19 protein-coding genes are annotated in these 21,637 nt (G+C 60.3%); 11 read left to right on the top strand and 8 right to left on the bottom strand.

Annotation, left to right across the window (positions count from 1 at the left end; genetic code table 11):
- Positions 1-125 precede the first annotated feature (125 nt).
- A complete protein-coding gene (locus K0U62_04130) occupies positions 126-443 on the bottom strand; it encodes a DUF2516 family protein (GenBank protein MCH9800710.1) in 318 nt (105 codons plus the stop codon).
- Positions 444-577: 134 nt separating this feature from the next.
- Here K0U62_04130 and K0U62_04125 point away from each other — a divergent pair, with 134 nt between their 5' ends.
- Positions 578-1,282 carry a hypothetical protein gene (locus K0U62_04125; GenBank protein MCH9800709.1) on the top strand — a complete coding sequence of 235 codons (705 nt, stop codon included), beginning with the start codon at positions 578-580 and terminating at the stop codon, positions 1,280-1,282.
- A 38-nt stretch (positions 1,283-1,320) separates the two neighbouring features.
- Here K0U62_04125 and K0U62_04120 read toward each other — a convergent pair whose 3' ends face one another.
- The gene (locus tag K0U62_04120) at positions 1,321-3,153 is read right to left on the bottom strand and encodes a phosphoenolpyruvate carboxykinase (GTP) (GenBank protein ID MCH9800708.1); all 1,833 of its coding nucleotides are present in this window, start codon (positions 3,151-3,153) and stop codon (positions 1,321-1,323) included.
- Positions 3,154-3,386: 233 nt separating this feature from the next.
- Positions 3,387-4,178 (bottom strand): thioesterase family protein, encoded by a 792-nt coding sequence (locus K0U62_04115; protein ID MCH9800707.1) that lies wholly within the window; start codon positions 4,176-4,178, stop codon positions 3,387-3,389.
- Between the two features lie 38 nt (positions 4,179-4,216).
- On the opposite strand from K0U62_04115, the gene aroA reads away from it, so the two are divergent.
- A complete protein-coding gene (gene aroA / locus K0U62_04110; GenBank protein MCH9800706.1) occupies positions 4,217-5,539 on the top strand; it encodes a 3-phosphoshikimate 1-carboxyvinyltransferase in 1,323 nt (440 codons plus the stop codon).
- Positions 5,523-6,536 carry a ribosome small subunit-dependent GTPase A gene (gene rsgA, locus K0U62_04105; protein ID MCH9800705.1) on the top strand — a complete coding sequence of 338 codons (1,014 nt, stop codon included), beginning with the start codon at positions 5,523-5,525 and terminating at the stop codon, positions 6,534-6,536. Before aroA ends, rsgA begins: the two co-directional genes overlap by 17 nt.
- Here rsgA and K0U62_04100 read toward each other — a convergent pair.
- The gene (locus tag K0U62_04100) at positions 6,533-6,970 is read right to left on the bottom strand and encodes a hypothetical protein (protein ID MCH9800704.1); all 438 of its coding nucleotides are present in this window, start codon (positions 6,968-6,970) and stop codon (positions 6,533-6,535) included. The genes rsgA and K0U62_04100 overlap by 4 nt on opposite strands.
- 123 nt (positions 6,971-7,093) lie before the next feature.
- On the opposite strand from K0U62_04100, the gene K0U62_04095 reads away from it, so the two are divergent.
- The 3 genes from K0U62_04095 (at position 7,094) to K0U62_04085 (ending at position 12,370) form a co-directional block, all read left to right on the top strand.
- Positions 7,094-8,464: a M20/M25/M40 family metallo-hydrolase gene (locus tag K0U62_04095; protein ID MCH9800703.1), complete on the top strand. Its 1,371-nt coding sequence runs from the start codon at positions 7,094-7,096 to the stop codon at positions 8,462-8,464.
- A 16-nt stretch (positions 8,465-8,480) separates the two neighbouring features.
- Positions 8,481-10,124: an MFS transporter gene (locus K0U62_04090; protein MCH9800702.1), complete on the top strand. Its 1,644-nt coding sequence runs from the start codon at positions 8,481-8,483 to the stop codon at positions 10,122-10,124.
- 173 nt (positions 10,125-10,297) lie between these two features.
- Complete coding sequence (locus K0U62_04085; protein ID MCH9800701.1) at positions 10,298-12,370, top strand: EAL domain-containing protein; 2,073 nt, start codon at positions 10,298-10,300, stop codon at positions 12,368-12,370.
- Between the two features lie 10 nt (positions 12,371-12,380).
- On the opposite strand, the gene K0U62_04080 is transcribed toward K0U62_04085, so the two are convergent.
- Positions 12,381-12,824: a DoxX family membrane protein gene (locus K0U62_04080; GenBank protein MCH9800700.1), complete on the bottom strand. Its 444-nt coding sequence runs from the start codon at positions 12,822-12,824 to the stop codon at positions 12,381-12,383.
- A 71-nt stretch (positions 12,825-12,895) separates the two neighbouring features.
- The gene (locus K0U62_04075) at positions 12,896-14,446 is read right to left on the bottom strand and encodes an MFS transporter (GenBank protein ID MCH9800699.1); all 1,551 of its coding nucleotides are present in this window, start codon (positions 14,444-14,446) and stop codon (positions 12,896-12,898) included.
- Positions 14,447-14,579: 133 nt separating this feature from the next.
- On the opposite strand from K0U62_04075, the gene hisN reads away from it, so the two are divergent.
- Both hisN and K0U62_04065 read left to right on the top strand, forming a co-directional pair.
- Complete coding sequence (gene hisN, locus K0U62_04070) at positions 14,580-15,380, top strand: histidinol-phosphatase (GenBank protein ID MCH9800698.1); 801 nt, start codon at positions 14,580-14,582, stop codon at positions 15,378-15,380.
- A gap of 48 nt (positions 15,381-15,428) precedes the next feature.
- Positions 15,429-15,866 carry a CBS domain-containing protein gene (locus tag K0U62_04065; GenBank protein MCH9800697.1) on the top strand — a complete coding sequence of 146 codons (438 nt, stop codon included), beginning with the start codon at positions 15,429-15,431 and terminating at the stop codon, positions 15,864-15,866.
- Positions 15,867-15,895: 29 nt separating this feature from the next.
- Here the strand turns inward: K0U62_04065 and K0U62_04060 are convergent, their stop codons facing one another.
- A complete protein-coding gene (locus K0U62_04060) occupies positions 15,896-17,215 on the bottom strand; it encodes a cytochrome P450 (GenBank protein MCH9800696.1) in 1,320 nt (439 codons plus the stop codon).
- The gene (locus K0U62_04055) at positions 17,212-17,886 is read right to left on the bottom strand and encodes a uracil-DNA glycosylase (protein ID MCH9800695.1); all 675 of its coding nucleotides are present in this window, start codon (positions 17,884-17,886) and stop codon (positions 17,212-17,214) included. Before K0U62_04055 ends, K0U62_04060 begins: the two co-directional genes overlap by 4 nt.
- 275 nt (positions 17,887-18,161) lie before the next feature.
- On the opposite strand from K0U62_04055, the gene K0U62_04050 reads away from it, so the two are divergent.
- The 3 genes from K0U62_04050 to K0U62_04040 all read left to right on the top strand — a co-directional run bounded on the left by K0U62_04050 (position 18,162) and on the right by K0U62_04040 (position 21,593).
- Entirely contained in the window at positions 18,162-19,415 is a 1,254-nt protein-coding gene (locus tag K0U62_04050; protein ID MCH9800694.1) for a hypothetical protein, read from the top strand.
- A gap of 79 nt (positions 19,416-19,494) precedes the next feature.
- On the top strand, positions 19,495-19,881 hold the full coding sequence (locus tag K0U62_04045; protein ID MCH9800693.1) for a hypothetical protein: 387 nt from the start codon (positions 19,495-19,497) through the stop codon (positions 19,879-19,881).
- A 17-nt stretch (positions 19,882-19,898) separates the two neighbouring features.
- On the top strand, positions 19,899-21,593 hold the full coding sequence (locus K0U62_04040; protein MCH9800692.1) for a potassium channel protein: 1,695 nt from the start codon (positions 19,899-19,901) through the stop codon (positions 21,591-21,593).
- Positions 21,594-21,637: the final 44 nt, after the last annotated feature.

Below are 21,637 nucleotides of genomic sequence, written 5' to 3'. Positions count from 1 at the left end.
GGCCAGTGGCCGGGGGCTTCCTCATTTCTTGATTGGTTCATTGCGTGATCGCTTCATTGCGCTTTCGCGCGCCGAAGCCCTGTTACTAGGTAATCGCTGGAGGTCCGTGCCGCAGACGAGTCGGGTTAGGTGTTCAACCGACCTGCACGCACGCCGCGCAACTTGGGCCGCTGATCATAGAAGTAAACGCCCGTGGCGATCATCACGGCCAGCCAGGTAAGGCCACCAAGACTCAATGGTTCTCGGATGATGCTGCCACCAATACCGAAGACCAGTAATGCAAAACTGACCAGCAGAATCATCAACCAGATCAGCCGCGGCATCCGATTCACCACTTTGAAATCTTCCTTGCTGTAGCCGTAGGCATCCACAAAGCCCCAAGCGACCACAATCAGTGAGCCATATGCCACCACAATGGACAGAGCAGTTGCGAAGAAATCCACACCCGCAGCCTAGACATCCTGCGCGGTGAGCAGGAAGCTTTTCCGCCATGTCGCGCTATTCTCTATTAGGCCGCTCTCGTTGACGCCTCGGTATTCCACCCATCACGAACAACCGGCCAGACAGGAGATGCGCTTTGGCCATCAGATCTTTGCTCAAGACAAGACAACCTTCATCTGCCCATCGTGACGTCAAGATCATCGCGCTGGTTCTGGCAGGTGCGCTCACCTTCCTCGCCCTGCTGCTGGCTTTGGCGGTGCAGACCGGGATGGAGCCGTGGAAACTCTTTGCCGATGCAACTTCGGTAGCTAACGCCAATCCGCTCAGCAGCGCCGTCTCCTCCCTGAGCATCATGTCGTGGACTGCCGCGGCCGCGCTGACCTTGTTGGCGGGTGCCGTAGCTCGGGCCAATCATGCACGAACGGAATCGCGGTTTCTGTTGTTCTTCGGCGCGTGGAGCCTACTGCTAGCTGTGGACGACCAGTTTCTACTGCACGAGTGGTATATCCCAATGCTGCCCTTCGGCGGCCAAAGCGTCTACGTCGTCGGTTACGGCATGGTGTTCATCGGTTTTGTCGTGACGCAATGGGCGATGTTGCAGCGGCATTCGCCACTCTTGTTCTCCGCCGCGGTGATCTTTCTGGCCGGATCGGTGTGCTTCGACACCGCAGCCGACGCTTTCGGGCTCAAGCCAGTCTGGGCCGGACCGACGGAAGACAGCCTCAAATTCATCGGCGTCGCACTATGGCTCGGCTACGCCGTTGTAGTTTCCTGGCGTTCGCTGCGACAAGGCAATCAGCCGGTCAACGACCTCAACAGCGTCAACCACCACATCGGCTGACTGGTCCTGCCAACTCTCGCTAGGCGCTGCCCTTGCGACTAGCCCTGAGCGGCAGTCAACCGCTCGCGCAGCACGGCGAGTTCGTCTCGCAGCTGCTGCGGAACCTTGTCACCGAACTTGGCGAAGTATTCCTCGGTGAGGTCGCACTCCGCCAGCCACGACTGCGGGTCCACCTCGAACAACTCGGCGAGCTCAGCATCTGACAGGGTCAAACCCTCGACGTAGAGGTCACCTTCCTGCGGGCGGTTGCCAATCGGAGTCTCGTCAGCGTCGACCCGACCCTCGACTCGCTCCACGATCCAGGACAGCACTCGGGAGTTCTCGCCGAAGCCCGGCCAGATGAACTTGCCGTCTTCGTCCTTGCGGAACCAGTTCACCTGGTAGATCTTCGGCAGTTTGTCCTCGTCGGTCATGTTGCCGATCTTGAGCCAGTGACCCCAGTAGTCCGCCATGTTGTAACCGCAGAACGGCAGCATCGCAAACGGGTCCCGGCGAAGTTCACCAACGGTGCCCTCTGCCGCAGCGGTCTGCTCTGAGGCAATAGACGATCCCAGGAAGACACCGTGCTGCCAGTCACGAGCTTCATTGACCAGCGGTACGTTCGTCGCACGCCGACCACCGAACAAGATGGCCGAAATCGGGACTCCTGCGGGATCTTCCCAGTTGGGAGCGATTGACGGACACTGCTCGGCGGGAGCGGTGAAGCGAGCGTTGGGATGGCTGGACGGGGCGTCACTATCCGCTGTCCAGTCGTTGCCTTTCCAGTCGATGAGGTGAGCGGGCGGCTCTTCAGTGAGACCCTCCCACCAGACATCGCCATCATCGGTGAGGGCGACGTTGGTGAAGATGGAGTTGCCCCACAGCGATTTCACCGCGTTCGCATTGGTCTTGTCACCAGTTCCCGGCGCAACGCCGAAGAAGCCAGCCTCCGGGTTGATGGCGTAGAGACGCCCGTCGGCACCGAATCGCATCCAAGCGATGTCGTCGCCAACTGTCTCCACCTTCCAGCCGGGAACGCTGGGCTCCAACATGGCCAGATTGGTCTTGCCACAAGCGGACGGGAACGCTGCGGTGATGTACTTGACGTCGCCATCTGGGGCGGTCAGTTTCAACACCAGCATGTGCTCTGCCATCCAGCCTTCGTCGCGAGCCATGGCAGAGGCGATCCGCAGCGCGAAGCACTTCTTGCCCAGCAGCGCATTGCCGCCGTAGCCAGAACCGTAGGACCAGATTTCGCGAGACTCTGGGAAGTGAACGATGTACTTGGTATCACTGCACGGCCAGGCAACGTCCTCGCGGGACTCGCCATTCTCATCCACCAACGGGTACCCGACGGTGTGCAGCGCAGGCACGAAGTCACCGTCTTCGCCCAACTGCTCCAAAGCAGCGGTACCCATTCGGGTCATGATCCGCATGTTGGCTACGACGTATGGTGAGTCGCTGATCTCAACACCGAGCTGTGAGATTCGCGATCCCAGCGGGCCCATGCAGAACGGGATGACGTACATGGTCCGACCACGCATACAGCCGTCGAAGAGGCCGTTGAGGATGCCACGCATCTTGGCCGGATCCATCCAGTTATTGGTGGGACCAGCGTCCTCTTCGCGAGTGGAGCAGATGTAGGTCCGGTCCTCTACCCGAGCAACGTCAGACGGATTCGAGCGGGCGAGGAAGGAGTTGGGACGCTTCTCCTGATTCAGCGGGATGAAGGTGCCACCGTCCACGAGCAACTGGGTGAGTCGATCCCATTCTTCTTGAGAGCCATCGCACCACTCGACGCGATCTGGCTTCGCCAGCGCGGCAACCTCCTCGACCCATTCAAGAAGCTTCTTGTTCTTAGTCGGGGAGTTATCCAGACCCGGCACGCTCATCTTCACTCCGTATCTCGCAGGCACGCCCTCACTCGGTAGCCCGGCGGGGCGGTCCGCGACGGGATGAAGTCCCAGCCGGGCGGGGCGGATCGCATTGACTCTAGGATGCCCGATACTCCTGCGACCGCCAAAGTCGGGGTGATGTCTATCACTTTCCAAGATGCCTAGGCCAGCATTCGTCGGTTATCGGGCGCGAAAACTACTGCGAGTCCGGCCTCCTCGATTACGCGCCATCAGCGATGCTCCGTAACCCTGGGCGCTACAAACAGGGTTTGCGCACCCCGACCGATCATTCCGGTATCGTCGGCTAACTCGGTCGCGGCTAAACCAATGCCACCGGAATCGAGCTTCGTTTCGGACGCCAGCAGGATTCGCTCCCCCTGCGGTGGTCGAAACAAGTGCACGCTGAGCTCGGTATTCAGGAACAAGAATTCCCGCAGATTTAGCACTGACGAAGCACCACTGCCCGAATCGGCGACCAACAGCGCTCGTTCCTCGCCGCTCAGCTCGCGGCCCACGACTAGGGGAACTCGCGGACGGGCCCATACAGTCGCCGGTCCCGGCTGATCCATGGCACCAGCCACCCACCGCCATTCCACTGAATCGATGTAGCCACCGCCCCAACCTTCGGGCAGCCCAGGCCGACCCTCACCGGGAACCGGACCGGCATCGCGGTAAGGCAGTTCCAACTCGGTGAGCCGGATGAGCCAGGCTCGAGCAAGCGCCACCGGGACGGAATCGACGGCCAGTGTTGCCGATAGCAGCGAGACCTGTCTTCCTGGTCGTTCCACCGTGGCGGTCACGTCAACGTCTGCCATCGGAATCGGCGATAACAACTCCACCGTGATTCGAGATAGCAAGGCCGGGCCAACGAAACCGGCCGCCTGCGCGGCCGCAGACATCTCGTGGGCCAGCAGGGCACTGGGCGGTCCGCCGTGCATGTGGTCAGCAGACCAGGGGCCGCGCACGCGGTCAGTGGGTCGATAGCGCCGCTCGGCAAGCGGCACAAAGAAGGCATCCTCCATCCCGGCACGATAGCCACCCACCCGGATACCCTCTGAGCATGCCTCCAAAAATGTGGCCCGCTCCTGTGGCTACCGACCCGGTTCGCGGAACCGTTCAGGTCCCCGGATCGAAGTCGGTGGCCAATCGAGCGCTGCTACTGAGTTGCCTGGCGGACGACGAGAGCACTATCTCGGGGCTGCCGCTGCAGGCGCGAGACATTAAGCTAATGATCGCTGCCCTGCGGGCCTTGGGTTTCGGGATTGAGCAACTGTCGGATCCGGCGAAACGGGCAGTACGGGTAACTCCGCGCCCGATCTCCGCACCAGCCACGGTGGCATGCGGTCTTGCCGGCACCGTGATGCGTTTCTTGCCACCTATCGCGGGTCTCGCCAATGGCGAGGTTCGTTTCGACGGCGACGCCGAGGCAAGAACTCGCCCAATGACGGCGATGTTGACTGCGTTGACTCGCTTGGGGATCGAAATCGATGATGGTGGTCGTGGCTCGCTGCCTTTCACTGTGATCGGCCACGGTGAGGTGGCAGGCGGCACCGTTGACATCGACTCCGCGGCAAGTAGTCAGTTCGTCACCGCCTTGTTACTCAGCGGGGCGAATTTCAGCAACGGTGTTCAGGTACGGCACCGGGGTGGCAAAGTCCCCTCACTCCCCCACATCCGGATGACCTGCAAGATGCTGGCCCAACACGGGGTCGAGGTATCGGAAAGCCTGCAGGACCGACACCGAGCCGACTGGACGGTCATGCCAGGGCCACTGCGAGCACTGGATCGCGTGGTGGAACCGGACCTGTCCAACGCCCTGCCACTAGCAGTTGCGGCACTGGTGACCGGTGGGGAAATCGTTATCGCAGACTGGCCAGCGGACAATTTGCAGCCAGGTAACGAGGTGATCGAACTGCTGGGGCAGTTGGGAGCCACCACTGAATCGGTTGCGGACGGGCTACTAGTTCGGGGTACCGGTCGAGTTCGTGGCATCAACCTAGATATGCGCGACATCGGCGAACTTGTCCCCACGGTGGCGGCAGTCTGTGCTGTGGCCGACGCTCCCTCCAAACTGACTGGAATCGGTCACATCACAGGCCATGAGACCGATCGACTCGCAGCACTTGCTGCCGAGATCAATGGCTTGGGGGGCGATGTCAGCGCCACCTCCGATGAACTACTGATCAATCCGCGACCGCTACATGGCGGCTCGTGGGCCACCTATCGGGACCATCGCATGGCTACCGCCGGAGCGATCATTGGTCTGGTCACGCCCAAGGTGTTGGTCGAGGACATCGAGACGACCAGCAAGACCTTCGCTGAATTTCCGCAGGTCTGGCGAACATTAGTGAACCCAGCGGCTGAGGCTGCGGGGAGGCTTTAGCCTCGTGCCCCGGGAGTACACCGAGGATGACGTCAAGATCCGGCCATCGAGCCGGAAGTCACGGCCACGCAGCAAAGATCGGCCAGCGCACCATGAAGCGCGCCCTGGCTTCGTGGTGGCAATAGACCGCGGTCGCTACGGCGTAGTGCTGTCCGACGACGACAGCCGGGTGTCGGCGGTACGAGCTCGCGAACTGGGCCGCCGCGGCATCGTGGTCGGTGATCGTGTCGGCGTTACCGGCGACACGTCGGGCGCCACCGGAACGCTGGCCCGCATCATTCGATTGGAACCGCGCACTACCGCACTGCGCCGCACCCCCGACGATTCCGATCCCACAGACCGAGTGGTCGTAGCCAACGCGCAAGTACTGGGCATCGTGACCGCAGCCGCGGATCCCGCGCCTCGAGAAGGGTTCATCGACCGGTGCTTAGTTGCCGCCCTCGATGCGGATCTGATGCCGCTGCTGATCGTGACCAAGACCGATCTAGCGTCGGGAGAAGAACTAGCCACCGGGTACCGCGCCCTCGGCGTGGAGCTCATTCGGGTTCGACAGGACGGTCCAGTTACCGATCTAGTGCAACGGCTGGCTGGTCGAATCTCGGTACTTATCGGGCAGTCCGGTGTCGGTAAATCCACGCTAGTGAATCGGCTAGTTCCTGGCGCAGAGCGAGAAATCGGTCAGGTGAACGCAGTCACCGGTCGAGGGCGGCATACCTCCACTTCAGCCGTGGGACTGCCACTGCCCGGCGGTGGCTGGATCATTGATACTCCGGGACTACGCAGTTTCGGATTGGGTCACATCGACCCCGGTCGGATCCTGGCCGCCTTCGGTGAGTTGGCAGACGGTGCCGAGCAATGCCCCCGTGGCTGCGATCACCTGCCACCGCACTGCGCATTGGACGACTGGGTAGCAGCTGACGGCGCGGGCCCGGCAGGAGCAGAACGACTGGCGTCTTTCCGCCGACTGTTGGGGTCGGTGCGGAGCGAACTGAACTAGCCCCAAACGAGTTCTGCCCCGGAGTGACCAGTGAGGACGGTCAATGCGACAGCACCGATGGCAGCCACCACGCACACCACCGCAAACACTCGACCGATGGGCTGCCGGTTGCCGTCACTGTTGCGGTCCATCAGTACCAGCAACACCACCAAGGCCAACAGGCCCAAGGCAGCCCACGGCAGCCAATGACCATAGTCGTAGTGCTGGGCTTGCACCGGGCCGCGACTCTGCAGCAGTTGCTCGCCGCTTTGTTTGGCCGCGAAAGCCGATACCGCAGCAACACTGGCTATGAGCACGACCGCCGGCGCGTACCGCTGCGACCGCTTGCCACTGGAAGCCATCACGATGAGACCCAGCGAGGTGAGCGGGATAAGCACCACGACTGCGTGCACGACTAGTGGATGTAACGGCAACCCGAAAAACTCCTCGGGCATGACATCACCTCCGTGACACGTGAGCAATGGTCACCACTCTTGAGTCTGGCAGAGTTCACCAGTCGAAGGCGCGAACCACGGCGGAAACGGGAATCGCGCGGGGGCGAGTACTAGCGTAGGGGCATGTCAGCCACCGATCCTCAGGCACAGCAGGCAGCCCTCATCGCCCAGATCACTGATCTGATGCCCCAAGCAGAAGCCGACCTCGCCGCGTTGGTTCGAATTCCCTCGATCAACTTTCCGGACTTTGACCCGAAACCAGTGCAGGAATGCGCGACCGCAGTGGCTGACTTGTTCGAAACCGCTGGTGCAAGTCGAGTGAGCCTAGTCCCCGGCAGTTCGGGCGTTCCTACGGTCATGGCCGAACTCGATGCTGCACCGGAAGCCCCCACGGTGATGCTCTACTCGCACTACGACGTCCAACCAGCAGGAGATTCAACGATCTGGGAGTCAGCGGCATTCGAGCCGGTGGTCCGAGACGGGCGGATGTACGGACGCGGCGCTGCCGACGATAAATCTGGCGTTGTCACCCACCTCACTTGTGTCCGCGCGTTAGCAGCCAATCCACCCGTCAATCTGCGGATCATGATCGAGGGCGAAGAAGAGCACGGCGGCGATTTCGAGGAGTGGCCGGCAACAAAACCAGCGGCCTTTGCGGGGCTTGACGCCGCCGTCATCAATGACATGGGTGGCGTGGAACTCGGAGTTCCCACGTTCACTACCGAACTCCGTGGCGTGGCTCAGGTCAAAGTTTCATTGCGAACGTTGACGGGCACCCTGCACAGCGGTCTCTACGGTGGGCCAGCGCCGAACGCACTACTCGCCCTCATCCGGCTGTTGGATTCGCTGACCGATGACAATGGTGACTGCGCAATCGCTGGCATTCCCAGCGGCCAGTGGCATGGTGCCGATATTCCCGAAGCTAGATTTCGAGAACAAGCCGGCGTCCTGCCAGATGTCGCACTGGTTGGCACCGGCACCATAGCCGACCGGCTTATCTCGAAACCAGCAGTGAGCGTGACCGGGCTGGACGCACCGGCAGTTGAGGGAGCGGCCACCGCCATTATTCCGGAAGCAAGCGCCATGATCAGCGTTCGGATTCCCGCCACTGCCGACTGGCACGAGGCAATCGCGGCGATCGAGGCTCATGTCCAGCAGCACACTCCCTGGGGAGTGGCCACAGACATTACGCCAGACTTTGGTGCCGCTGGAACTCGGATTGCCACCGGCAATAATGCCTATCGCGCCTACGCCGAGGCCATGCAAACTGCCTTTGGCCGCGAACCAGTGGAGCAGGGCGCTGGTGGCTCCATCCCCTTCCTCGCCAACCTGGTCTCTGCCTTTCCCAATCTTCCGGTCGTAGCGACCGGAGCGCAGGATCCAGGCGCACTCATCCATGCCCCCAACGAAAGCATCGATCTCGCGGAACTGCATCGATCGATCACTGCGGCCGCGCTATTCCTGCAGACTATGGCTCAATCACGGCCGCAATAGGCGAGAAGCGAAACTCATGACAACACATCAGGACAACACCAGCACTTCTTCCGTGGGCCGAACGTGGGGTGGCTTTGTCTTTCTGGCCATCGCATTGCTGGTCATCGGACTCGACTTGTCGATTGCCGATGTCACGCTGCCGTCGATCGTCACTGACCTCGGTATTGACGCAGACAGTGCCACGCTGATCATCACGATCTTCATGGTGGTGGCTGCCTCATTCATGGTGCTGATGGGCAAAGTGGCCGATCTCGTTGGTCCGAAGAAATCGCTACTACTGGGATGCGTGGTGTTCGCACTCGGTTCGACCATCACCGGACTGGCCAATAGCTTCCCGACGCTGATGGCCGGTCGGGCGATTCAGGGATTCGTTTTGGCGATGGCTATTCCAGCTTCGTTGTCGCTGCTCAATCAATCATTTCCCAGTGGCCGGAACCGCGCCCTTGCCTTCTCGATTTGGACCGCGGTCATCGGTTCTGCCATGGCGCTAGGTCCGCTCATTGGTGGCGCGCTGTCGACCTTCATGTCATGGCGGTGGGCTTTTCTGATCAATGTGCCCATCATGGTCGTGGCTTTCCTGGGCTTGCTCTTTCTCGAGCGGGAGATTCCCGGGCGACCGCGTAAGGGCAAGTTCGATGTACTGGGTTCGGTACTGCTGGTACTGGGCTTGGGTTTGGTGGTCTTCGGACTGCAGGAGGCCGCAAGTCTTGGCTGGTGGTCAGCTACTGGCGACACTTGGCTAGGTGGCACAGCTAGTTGGCCGCTGAGTATTTCTCCCGTACCGATCATGCTGGGCTTGGGGCTGGTGCTGCTGGCGCTGTTCGCTCGCTGGGAAGTGTCGCTGCAGCAGACCGACCGGGAGTCGGTACTGGAGTTCTCGTTGTTCCGAGTCATCTCCTTCAACTGGGGCACCTCAGCGGCAGCCGCGATGACTGCCGGAGTTTTTGGTCTGCTGATGCTAATCCCGCTGTACGCGCAATTCGTGCTGGATCAAGACCCGTTGGGCTCCGGCCTGACCTTGGTACCGCTCGGAATCGGAATGGCACTTGGGGGACCGATCATCACGCGGGTCAAAGTCCCGCCGGTGAAGGCCAGTTTGTTTTGCCTCATTCTCCAACCGATTGCCATGGTGGCGCTGATACCGCTGATTTCAACGAGCGGACAGGGCTGGTGGCTGGCATTGCCGCTGTTGGTCGAGGGCTTCGCGTGGGGCGCCGCCTATGCACTCCTGGTGTCGTTGCTGCTCACAGATGTTCCCAAGGAGATGTCGGGAGTGGCCGGCGGCACTCAGGTCGCGGCTCGACTAGTCTTTGGCGCACTCGGAGGCGCTCTGATCACCAGCTTGCTGCTCGGGTCGATAGCGCAGCAGATGCAGCAAGTTTCGGTAAGCGACCTAACCGCCAAGCAGCAACAAGAGATCACTAGTCTCTACGGGTTCAAGAATCAACTCAGCACACCTACCACCGACTCTGGCGCTACTGCGGCCCAGACGCAGGAGATAGCGGAATTTGACCAGGTCATCACCGAAACCAAGGACGACATGGTTACTGGCCTGAAACTTGCTTTTGGCCTAGCCGCCTTCTTTTCATTCTTGGGAGCGCTGTTCGGCATCGGCCTCGCCCGGCAGACCAAACGGGAGCAAGCAACCGCGGCGCGATAGCCGCTCCCTTCAGCGGCGGCGACATAGTCGCCACCCGCCACACATTCGCGGCGAAATCCGCAGCGGTATAACCATTGGTAGTGCAGAGTTCACCCTCGGTCATATCTCGATCTAGGAGTGGGAGTAGCACCACAGAGCGGATACCGTTGGGGGGGATCTGATGGTGGGTGGTGATGGTGAACAACGTCGACCTGCTACGAGCGCTGCAGCAGTCTGATCTCGCTTGGTTCCTCGTGGACACCGACCATGTCATCACCTTTGCCAGCGCCGGTTGCGAGCGCCTCACCGGCTACGCACCCGCAGAATTAGTAGGACAAAACCTCGATGCTTTTGATCTGGCAGAAGATGGTCGCAACGCACAGTTTCAACGAGAACTAGTGGCCCACCAACAAGCGGAAAGTTGGCGCCGCCGACGGCCCTTACTCCGGAAGAACGGCGAACTTATCTGGGTGGACATTGTTGGCAATCTGTCGCGAGATCACTCCGGCGCGGTCATCGGTGCAGTGGGGGCGGCTCTCGAAGTAAGTCAGGAAGTTTCGGCGCTCGCGGAACGGGATTCCTGGCACGACACTGACCCCTACAACTCCAATCGATCCGACATGCTGAGTCGCAGCGTGGATGAGGCACTGATTGGCCAATGCGTACTAGATCTAACCGGCCTCATAATCGAGGGCAACGGTGCCGCCAGCGAGCTGTTCGGGCGAGCTCGGCCAGATCTGCTGGGTCGAAAATTCTTGTCGCTGATCGCCCCAAATGATCGCGCCCGGACTGACACCATCCTGCGAACTACGGTCGACTCCGTCTCAGCGAGCCAGACCAGCCATGATCTACGCGTAATCAGAATGGACGGTGAACAACGCTGGGTGCGCATCTGGGTAACCGAGGTTCCCGATGCGACCGGAAAGCAACGGTGGCACGTGGTGCAACTCCTCGACGTTACTGCGGAGCAGAAGGCACAACAACGCGCGGACGAGGCCGAGCACGATCTACGATCGCGCCTAATCCGAGATCATCTCACCAGCACCCTCAATCGTGAAGGTATTGCTCAAGCCCTTCACCACTCGCTAACGACTGACCCAGCCGGCTCCACGGCCGTGGTCTATTGCGATATCGATAACTTCAAAGAAATCAATGATTCGATGTCACACGCCATCGGTGATGAGGTCTTGCGGCAGGTTGCCGAGCGAGTGCGCTCAACAATTCGCAGCGATGACGTAGTCGGGCGCATCGGCGGTGACGAATTTGTCTGCGTGTTGAGTGGTATCCACAACAGTTCATCGGTCCTGACCCGAGCCGGCGAACTGCAACGAATCGTGGCGTCGCAACCCATCGTGACCAGTCAACGACCAGTCTGGGTGCAAATCTCGGCTGGAGTCACGATAGCGGGCGGGACGGTTTCGCCCGAGCAACTACTCCAAGAGGCGGACACGGCTCTTGGGCAGGCAAAACGGCGGCAGAGCAAGATCCCGGTGCTGTACGACGATCAGATGCGATTGTCACAGCGCACTCAGTTGGAACTTGCCTCGCTCCTTCATGACGGACTGACTCGAGACGAGTTTCTGCCCTGGTATCAACCGCAATATCGATTGCGGGATCGTGCACTCATCGGTTACGAGGCACTCCTGCGCTGGGAACGTCAGGACGGCATACTGACCGAAGCGAATGGGTTCATCGACATCGCCGAGGACCGGGGGCTCATTGATCAGATGGGCCGTTCAGTATTGTCGGCCGGGATTGCCACCGCGGTACTGCTGCCGTCTGGGGTGCAGATGAGCATCAATGCCTCCCCCCAGGAGCTGTCCCATCCGAACTATCTGGCTCACCTCGCCCAGCTCATTGCGGAACACGGAATAGACCCGCAACGACTGGCGATCGAAATCACTGAACGTTCCATTAGCCAATCGGGACAGCGAGTAGCCCAAACCATCCAGGGGATTGCCGACTTGGGCGTACAGATCCACGTCGACGACTTCGGCACCGGCTACTCATCCCTGGCGAACCTGCGTGACTACCCCGTCTCGGCTATCAAACTTGATGCTTCGTTCACCCAGATGTTGGATGATCCGCGGCAGCACTCGGGTCGTGATCTAGTAGCTGGACTTGCCGAACTCGCAGATCGGCTCGGCTTGGTGCGCATCGCTGAAGGCATTGAGCACGAGGAGCAAGCTTTGGTGCTTCAAGAACTAGGCTGGACGGTGGGGCAGGGCTACCTCTTCGGGGCCGCGCAGCCCGCTGATGCGCTCTAGCCGCAACCAGCTAGTCGACGGCCGACTGCGACGGGTCAACCCAACGGTTGTCGACGGCCAGCCGACCGGGACCGGACCACAGCAAGAACAATGCCGCCAGGAATAGCAGACTTCCGAGACCGGTGTGATAGAAATCCACGTCAATTCTTCCACCCGTGAGAACAGCGACGAACATATTTCCCGCCACCGCTAGCGCCGCAAGTCTGGTCAGCAAACCCAGCACAAGCAAGATTCCACCGAGCAGTTCGATCGTTCCCGCCAGATAGACCGATTGCTCTGGGAAAGGGATCCCATACCGCTCAAACGCAGCCACTAGGTCCTCGTACCGAGTGAACTTCGACAGTGACACCGAGATCAGCACAACGCCAGCGAGCCAACGCACAGCCGTCGACCACCACTGCGCCCCACCCTGCAACCTACTGACAAATAATCGCCGACTTACTGATGTGGACATGTCCACCTTCCTGGTCCGCATACACGCCACCGCAACCCTGGCACGGTCGCAACCGAAACTCCATTAGCAGCCTAGTCGGCTTTCGGCTTGCGACCGGGGAACCCTCTGGTCGCGGCAGCACCCAGTAGCAAGAACAGTCCAGCTGCCAATAGCGTTCTGCGAGCAGCTTCGGTATAGGCATCGCGCAGTTCCTGCGCGGCCATCTCATCCGACGGTCTCGACTCCACCGCCAGCAACGGACCATATCTACCCCGAGCAGCTGCAGTCACCGCATGTTGTGCTTGCTGCCGCTGCTCCACCGTCAAGGTGGAATCAGCCGCAATCGCCTCCCGCGCCAAAGACGTCGCGGACCACATCAACAGTTGGGAGAGCAGCGCAGCGCCGAGGGCAGCTGCTAGGAATCGCGTCCCGATCAGCAGTCCCGATCCCAATCCCGTGAGCCGATCGGGCACTGAATGCAAGCCAGCCTGATTGATGCGGGCATAGGCCACACCCAGTCCAATTCCCAAGACTGCTAACGGGATCGCACTTGCGCCGATCGCGCCGTCGTCCGGCAATCGCCAGGCGGCTATCACCGCCATAGCAGCAGCTGTCACAAGTGCGAGTGCTACCGCCAGCCGATCTCCCCACCGCGTGCCCAACGGCGCAGCCAGAATGGCACCCACACTCCAGCCGGCTCCCAATGGCACCAATCCGACCCCGACCTGCAGCGGTGTCGCCCCGGCCACCAGCCCCCAGAACAGCGGCATCACCGTAAACAACGCGAAGGCGCCGAACAGCATGAGGCCACTTACCGAAACAGCAGCCGGAAAACTGGCGCAAGCGAACAGTTGCGGGTCGAGCAGCACCTGATGCCCCGCCCGGGATCGATACCGTTCCCACAACAGGAACCCGACCAGGCCTGCAGCGGCTGTCACCAGCAACGCTATGGTCACTGCATCGAAACCGGTCTCCGGTAGCCGCTGGATGCCGAACAGCAAACCGCTGACCCCTATGGTCAGGGCTGCTGTCCCCCACCAATCCAGTTCCCGCTCTGGATGCGGGTCATCGTCTCGCCGCAGCAATCGGTTCACCCCGATGAGAGCGATCAACAGAAACGGGATGTTCATCGCAAAGGACCAGCGCCAGGACAAGTCGGTTGCGAAGACACCGCCCAGCACACCAGCCAAAGCAACTGCGACGCCATAGCAGGCACCGTAGGCCGCAAAGGCTCGAGAGCGCTGTTTAGCGTCCGTGAATGCGCTGGCTACCAGCGCCAGACTCGCCGCACCCATCGCGGGAAAGGCAACTGCTTCAGCCACTCTGGTGATCAACAGCACACCGAAATTCGGCGCCAGCGCACTTCCGGCGTTGGCCACGATCATTGCCACCGCGCCATAGCTGAACACTCGCACCCGGCCGTAACGATCGGCCAACATCCCCATCGGGGCCACCAGCGCACCTGCGACAGCCAGGAACAGCGTCATGGTTAGTTCAGCTGTCGGTCCGGATACGTCCAGATCAGACTCCAACGCCGGCAGTTCGGTGGAGGTGATGGTCGCGTTCATCAACCGGATGACAAAGGACAGCAGAACCAGCGACAGGCCCAACCAAGGCGAATGGGTTTTGAGCGCTCGAGTCATCTGGCAAATCCGTTGGATATGACCGTCACAAGATTTCGCCGCGTTATCACTCGCTGATTATTGCCGAAAGATATCCCGTCGTTGCCACCGAGTGGTTTCCCAGCATCGGGCTGGCTACTGGCAGGATGTCGCTATGGACAACGTAGTCGCTGCGGATCTCGATCTGGCCTTACGTATTGCCGACGCAGCAGATCACATCGCGCTGCAACGGTATCTGGCTGCAGATCTTGCGGTAGAGACCAAGTCCGATCTCAGCCCGGTCACCGAAGCTGATCGAGGTACCGAGATGGCCATTCGTGAAATCCTCACAGCGGAGCGTCCTGACGACGGCATTCTCGGTGAGGAGTACGGCGAGCAGGGTGAACACCAACGTCGCTGGATCATTGATCCCATCGACGGCACTGCCAACTACCTGCGCGGCGTGCCGATTTGGGCCACGCTCATTGGCTTGGAATCGACCGATGGGCTGACGGTTGGCGTGGTCTCGGCACCGGCGATGGCTCGACGCTGGTGGGCAGGAACCGGCGGTGGAGCCTGGACCCGGGACCCAGATGGTTCGGAACGGCGGATACAGGTCAGCGATGTATCCACGGTGAGCCACGCCTCCTGCTCGATCTCCAATGATCCTGGTTGGCAGCAACTCGGTGCTATGGCAGCAGTCCAGCAATTACGCACTAACTGTTGGCGGGTCCGCGACTACGGCGACTTTCTGCCACACCTGCTGGTAGCCGAAGGCGCGGTCGATATCGTCGCCGAACCCGAACTCAACGCCTGGGACCTAGCCGCATTGATTCCTATCGTCACGGAGGCCGGCGGGCAACTGACTGGTTGGCGAGGCGACGAGGCCATCCAGTCGGGTTCCGCATTGACAACTAACGGCACTTTGCATGACGTAGTTCTCTCGATGCTGACATCCGAGGGTTCTCTCCACTAGATTCCCTTCCACAAGGACAAGAACTCATCGACTTACCTGGGAGTCAATATGAAACTCGACAAGGTACTGGACCACAAAGGCTCGGCCGTGGAGACGATTCGCCCGGATCAAAGTGTGCGGGAGCTCGTTGAACGCCTCACCGAACGCCGAATCGGCGCGCTGGTTGTTTCCGAGGATGGCCAAAGCGTTCTCGGCATGGCGTCGGAACGGGATGTCGTCAATCGGATTACGTCCGACGGTCCCGCCATTCTTGAGAGCCCAGTCTCGGCCATCATGACCACCACCATTACCTGCACACCGGTATCCGCGACCACAGCAGACCTAATGGAGTTGATGACGAACTCTCGAATCCGCCACGTTCCCGTGGTGGATGATGACGAAAATCTCATCGGTCTGATCAGCATCGGCGACGTGGTGAAGAGCCGGCTCGGAGAACTGCAAGACGAGCGAGACGCGCTGATTCAATACGTCACCGTCGGCGGCTAGCGCTGTCGGTGACCTGCAAACTGGTAGCCCTACCGCTGCCAAATCCGCAGCGGCATACCTGCCTTTGGGCGCAAAGTGACTTCGGTAATCGGCTGTGGCCGCAAGCCGCCGGGGCGTTCAAGTCGAAAACGACGACATAACTCCCGCAGGACGACAGCCATCTCCCAGCGGGCGAAGTCTCGCCCGATACAAAGCCGCATTCCCGCACCAAACGGCAGGTATGCCGGCATTCGACTAGAAGTTACGGCGGTGAATCGGCCGGGATCAAACCTCGCTGCGGCATCCCAATACCGTGGGTCTCGCTGGATCAGGAACGGACTCACGATGATCAGCGCACCCGCGGGAATGTCGTAACCGTTCAATTGATCGGCAGATCTACTTGTACGGGTGATCACCCAGGCCGGCGGAAACAGCCGTAGCGCTTCGTCCACCACCGGAAAGACCTCTTCCAGTTGTGCTGCTGCCGCCACCCGTTCCTGCCACTGCGGCGCTGCTGCGAGCAACCACAGTGCCCAGGTCAATCCACTGGCAGCAGTCTCGTGACCGGCCACCAAGAAGGTGACCACTTGATCTCGCACCTCGCTCGGCGGCAGTCCAGCAGCCAGCAACTGGTCCAACAGCATCGGCGCAACAGCATCAGCGGTACTGACGGCTCGACCTCGTTGCTGCACGAGATTCGCGACCGCTTGATCGAGTTGGGCGGTGCTGCGATCTAGTTGTCGATTCGCCGGTGTCGGAAGCAATCGCGGCACCGTTATCGGGACCCGGGAACGCTGCACCACGACTCGCAGCGCCGCTAAGGTGGCTCGCGCAAGGTCTGCGCTGCTGCCGCGCAGGTCATCGCCGAACAGCAGCCGACCCACCACCCGCAACGCTATGTCCATCATGGCGGCTTCCACGTCCACCACCGCCCCCGGACCTTTGGCTAGCCATTCACTACCCACCAGGTCGGTTTCGTCAATCACGACCGGTTCGAGTCGATGCAGCCCGGAGTGATGGAAAGCAGGTTGCACCACTGGTCGCTGCTGTCGCCACAACTCATCATCGGCGCTCAACAGTCCCTCGCCGGTGACCAGCGACAACGACCGGTACTGGATGGTGTCCTTGCCGTAGTTGCGGGCGTTGCCGACCAAGACCCGTTGCGCGTCAGCTGCTGATGCCACCAGATAGGTCGGCGGTCGCGGAATGGGAAACTGCACAACATCGCCGTATTCATTGCGCATGCGGGTCAGAAAACCTAGCGGATCCCGGCGGATCAACCTGGTGTAGTTGAGCATCTGTGGCCCCGACGGTCCCGGCGCCGTCGCCGGCGTTCCCAGATAGCTGCGGTTCGGGACGGCGCTACTCATGGCAACTGCCAATCCACTGATTGGCCACCAGCCGACTGCAGCAACTCGTTCGCCCTACTGAACGGCCGACTACCGAAGAATCCACGATCAGCGGACATCGGGCTGGGATGGGCGCTTTGCACAGTCGGCCGCCCCGCCAACAGATCGGCCGCGGATCGCGCATCTCGACCCCACAAGATGGCCACCAGCGGTTCTGGACGCGCAGCCAGGGCGGCTATGGCAGCGCCAGTAACCTCTTCCCAACCCTGATTGCGGTGGGAGGCGGGTTTGCCCGGCTGAACGGTCAACACCCGGTTGAGTAACAACACGCCCCGCTGAAACCAGGCCGTGAGATCCCCATTGGCGGGTGCTGGCAAACTCAAATCTTCTTGATACTCCCGAAAGATATTCCGCAAACTACGCGGTAGCGGGCGAACCTCGGGGGCGACGGAGAAGGACAGTCCCACCGCGTGCCCGGGAGTGGGATATGGATCTTGACCGACAATCAGCACGCGCACTTCGGCGGGATCTCGACTGAAGGCCCGCAGAATTCGATCGCCACTAGGGAGGAAGCCCCGCCCGGCGGCGGTTTCCGCACGCAGGAAGGAACCTAACTCATCGAGCCGTTGTTGGTGTGGTTCCAATGTTGGTAGCCAGCCGGGGTGCACCAACTCAACCAGCGGTTGAGGCATGGCCGACCTCCTGTTCGCTGTTACGGGATGCTCGCAACAGATACTGGCAGCAGCCTAGCCCGCGCTGTTGCCAGCACCCGGTCACGGCTGTGGTGGGTCTAGCGACCCAGCCGCCACACCTACTGCCCAAGCACCGACATTCCGCACATCCGGGCTATCGCGACCAACCGGTGATGGACTTGCGGATGAGCCAGTGGGGCCCCTCGCCGGACAATCACTCGCAGAAATGCCGAATTTAGGTGAAACTTTGGCCCAAAAGAGCCGATAGTAGAGGCATGGGTCTTAGGCAGGGCAAGCGCTGGTGCGTGGGAGTAGCAGCACTCCCACTGGCCTTTTCGCTGCTTGCCGTGACCCCACCGGCGAGTGCCGATAGTTCACTCAGCGACCTAGCCCAGCAGGTGGCTCAGGCCCGCAAGAAACTGGACGCAGCTGAGCAGGCGTGGAAGAAAGCCAATCGCGCCTCCCGCGACGCCACCACAGTAGTGAGCGAAACTCGCGGTGATATCGCCGCCGCCGAGCAAGAACTCGCTGACGCGCGGAAGTCGCACCGCAGTAACGGTAAGCAGGCACTAGCCGCCTCAGAAACCGAACAGGAGACCGCCGCAGCAGCGGCCCTGGCTCGTTCGGACATGGTGCAACTGGTTCGGGCCACTTACGTGCATGGGTCCGCGAACGCCGAGCTAGCTGCGTTCGTAGACTTCGCCGCCGAAGGACCCGCAGTACTCAATGCGCTGGCCAGCCATAACGTGGCTGCCGAGCGCATCGAAACCGCGACCGTGGTGGCTGTCGAACGCACCGCCGAAACCGCGACGACTGCCGCGGTCACCGCTGACCAAGCACGCAACCAATCTGCGACAGCCGCAGTCCGTTTGGATAGCGCCCAGCGCGCTCTCGGCGATTTCCGAGAACAGTTGACCACCGCAGCTGCCACCGCACGCAAGAACGGTCGGGGCGCGGAAACAGCCGAAGCCGCGCGAGATAAGGCAGCAGCGAAATTCACCAATGCACAGCAGCAGTTTCGTTCGGCGCTGGAATCTTCCGGTGGCTCCCTGGGCGATATTTCTTCCGCCCCGGGTGCTGCAGCAGGCAACCAAGCACCACTGGTGTGGGACATCTTGATCGGTGAGGGTTTCTCGGAAGAAGCTGCTGCCGGCATTCTGGGCAATCTGCAGCAAGAGTCCAACGTCGATCCGACGGTATTGCAGGCGGGAGGCCCTGGCACCGGTCTGGCGCAGTGGTCGCGAGGCGGCCGTTGGGACACTGGACCGAACAGTCTGTTGGCATTTGCCGGATCTCGTGGGCTCGACCCTTGGTCTGCGGTAACTCAAACCCGTTTCATGATCTACGAAATGGAATCAGTGATTTTTGACTTTGACTTGCCACAGTTCAAACGCTCCAAAGACGTGGTGGCCGCAACCGTCTACTTTCACGATGTCTTCGAACGATCTGCCGATAGTTCCTCCTTCGTGACAACCATCCGCGGCAACTATGCGATGCGCTGGTACGCCACCTTGGCCGGAACGAGCTAGCTGACGATCTTGCCGAATCACGAACAGCGTGGACGGTGTCTGGCTAGGCTCCACGTAACGGCAGTCGGAAGGCAGCAGCATGAATCTGGGTAAAGTCATTTTCGGCTTTTTTGTGCTGCTGGCTGCGACGCTGAACTTCGGGTTTTTTATCGGGGACATCGGCGATCCTGACGTCCACAACGGGTTCGAGTTGTTCGCGGCGCTTGTTGTCTCACTGATAGTGACAATTTTGAAGTTGGGTGATCGCACTCAAATGGGGGCGGCCCTGCTCGCAGCTAGCTTAGTGGCAGACCTGCAACTTATCCTGGCAACAACGGCATATGCCTATTACGAAAACGCGGGCGCCGCCGGTTTCACCACCGCTGAGATGTCTACTATCGTCTCGCTTTCCGGCGGCGCGTTGGTCGCCAATCTGGTCTCGGTAGTGCTGCTCATCGTCGAGACGTCTACCTACAGCAGGCGCTAGCAAACACACGGCAAATCATGAGCGGCTACCAGCACGACGAGAATGAGACCGGAGCGATCTTCATAGCGCTTCGACGTATGCGAGCGCCATTACTCCTCCTCATCGTCGTCTTCGCCATATCCATTTCCGGAATGACACTCATGCCGGGAGTGGATCCAGAGGGCAACACCTGGCGGATGGACCTCTTTGAGGCCTTCTATTTCGTGAGCTATACCGCCTCAACGATCGGATACGGCGAACTTCCCTACAGCTATTCACCACAGCAGCGGCTGTGGGTAGTGATCTCGATCGCACTGACCGTGGTCAGTTGGACATACGTCATCGGAAACCTGCTGTCGCTACTGCGCGACAAACACTTCCGCGAGGCAGTCGCTCAACAGCGCTTTGGTGGCCAGGTCTCGCGCCTGCGGGAGAACTTCATCCTACTCATCGGCTTTGGTGAAACCGGACGAACACTAGCCCGCATGCTGGATACCGATAGCCGACGGATGGTTGTCATCGATTCAGACCCTGCCGCCATCGCGCAAGTACAACTTGAAGCTTTGCGACTCGACGTTCCGTGCCACGTGGCTGATGCTACCGATCCACATGAACTCATCCGAGCGGGTCTGACAAGTCCGTACTGCACGGCGGTTGTAGCAGCAACGGACAGCGACAAAGCTAATCTGGCAGTGACCATGGCCGCGGATCTAATGGTTCCCGATACGCCGGTGGTGGCACGAGTTGGTACTTCCGAGATCGCTGATCAGATGACCGACTTCGGCACCCCGATGGTCATCAATCCCTACGATCTCTTCGGTGATGAACTTACGCTTGCTCTCACCAAATCCGCTGCGGCAAAGCTCTTGGATTGGCTGACGACCAATGCCGGCTCACCGCCACCCGCCGATCATCGACTACCGCAACGTGGGCAGTGGCTCGTAGTCTCCGATCAACATTGGGGCCATTCGTTAGCAAATAATTTGGACCGAGCGGGAATCCCCACCGAGTTAATTGAGCTCAATGAGCTTCGCAGGGGCGAGAGCCACCGGGCTTACCCCTTGCTACCTGAACATACGACGGGGCTAGCTGGTCTGGTTGCCGCGACTGCGAGTGATACCGAAAATCTTTCGCTACTGCGAGCGGCTCGTCGCAAGAATCCTGATTTATTTCTGGTGGGTTTCCAAAATCAGGTAGCAAATCACCCGCTCTACCAGCGTCTCAATATGGATTTTCTACTGATTCCGACAGAAGTAGTGGCACGCGAAGCTCGAGCTCGCATCGGCACGCCCATGATGTGGCAGTTTGTTCAAGAAATCGCAGATCGACCAGATGACTGGAGTCAGACAGCATTCGAGCGACTGGCCGCAGTCGATCGAAACCGGCGACCCCGATTTTGGCGTGTGGATCTGCGAGCACAACTGTACCCGTCACTGGCCCACTGGCTCGCCACCGACGATGCACAGCTAGGCGATCTTCTCCGAGATCCGCAACAACGCAACACGAATCTCAATGCAGTCGTCATGCTGCTGATTCGCGACGAGAGAAATATCGTGTTTCCGGGAGACGACACCGTACTTCGGGACGGGGATCAACTGTTGCTGGCGGGAACTACCGGGGCGCGAACTTCCCTGCAAGATGTGCTGGCAGTTCCCGCTGCTTTCAACTACACCGTTCAGGGTCAACAAACTCGGTTGGATCGAGTCTTCCGGACAATATCGGGCCGCTCCTGACTTATGATCGGGCCGCTCTTGACTTATGTGGGTCACGCAGTTAA

This window comes from Actinomycetes bacterium, assembly GCA_022599915.1.
Lineage (GTDB): Bacteria > Actinomycetota > Actinomycetes > S36-B12.
Note: the sequence above shows the minus strand (reverse complement) of the source record. Positions and strands in the feature narration are given on the sequence as shown.

What these genes read in the sequence shown, in the direction of transcription:
- K0U62_04095 (MCH9800703.1), top strand. Translation starts at nt 7,094, where the DNA reads ATGTCAGCCACCGATCCTCAGGCACAGCAGGCAGCCCTCATCGCCCAG.
- K0U62_04060 (MCH9800696.1), bottom strand. Translation starts at nt 17,215, where the DNA reads ATGAGTAGCGCCGTCCCGAACCGCAGCTATCTGGGAACGCCGGCGACG.
- hisN (MCH9800698.1), top strand. Translation starts at nt 14,580, where the DNA reads ATGGACAACGTAGTCGCTGCGGATCTCGATCTGGCCTTACGTATTGCC.
- K0U62_04050 (MCH9800694.1), top strand. Translation starts at nt 18,162, where the DNA reads ATGGGTCTTAGGCAGGGCAAGCGCTGGTGCGTGGGAGTAGCAGCACTC.
- aroA (MCH9800706.1), top strand. Translation starts at nt 4,217, where the DNA reads ATGCCTCCAAAAATGTGGCCCGCTCCTGTGGCTACCGACCCGGTTCGC.
- K0U62_04040 (MCH9800692.1), top strand. Translation starts at nt 19,899, where the DNA reads ATGAGCGGCTACCAGCACGACGAGAATGAGACCGGAGCGATCTTCATA.
- K0U62_04045 (MCH9800693.1), top strand. Translation starts at nt 19,495, where the DNA reads ATGAATCTGGGTAAAGTCATTTTCGGCTTTTTTGTGCTGCTGGCTGCG.
- K0U62_04100 (MCH9800704.1), bottom strand. Translation starts at nt 6,970, where the DNA reads ATGCCCGAGGAGTTTTTCGGGTTGCCGTTACATCCACTAGTCGTGCAC.
- K0U62_04090 (MCH9800702.1), top strand. Translation starts at nt 8,481, where the DNA reads ATGACAACACATCAGGACAACACCAGCACTTCTTCCGTGGGCCGAACG.
- K0U62_04055 (MCH9800695.1), bottom strand. Translation starts at nt 17,886, where the DNA reads ATGCCTCAACCGCTGGTTGAGTTGGTGCACCCCGGCTGGCTACCAACA.
- K0U62_04115 (MCH9800707.1), bottom strand. Translation starts at nt 4,178, where the DNA reads ATGGAGGATGCCTTCTTTGTGCCGCTTGCCGAGCGGCGCTATCGACCC.
- K0U62_04085 (MCH9800701.1), top strand. Translation starts at nt 10,298, where the DNA reads ATGGTGAACAACGTCGACCTGCTACGAGCGCTGCAGCAGTCTGATCTC.
- K0U62_04080 (MCH9800700.1), bottom strand. Translation starts at nt 12,824, where the DNA reads ATGTCCACATCAGTAAGTCGGCGATTATTTGTCAGTAGGTTGCAGGGT.
- K0U62_04065 (MCH9800697.1), top strand. Translation starts at nt 15,429, where the DNA reads ATGAAACTCGACAAGGTACTGGACCACAAAGGCTCGGCCGTGGAGACG.
- K0U62_04075 (MCH9800699.1), bottom strand. Translation starts at nt 14,446, where the DNA reads ATGACTCGAGCGCTCAAAACCCATTCGCCTTGGTTGGGCCTGTCGCTG.
- K0U62_04120 (MCH9800708.1), bottom strand. Translation starts at nt 3,153, where the DNA reads ATGAGCGTGCCGGGTCTGGATAACTCCCCGACTAAGAACAAGAAGCTT.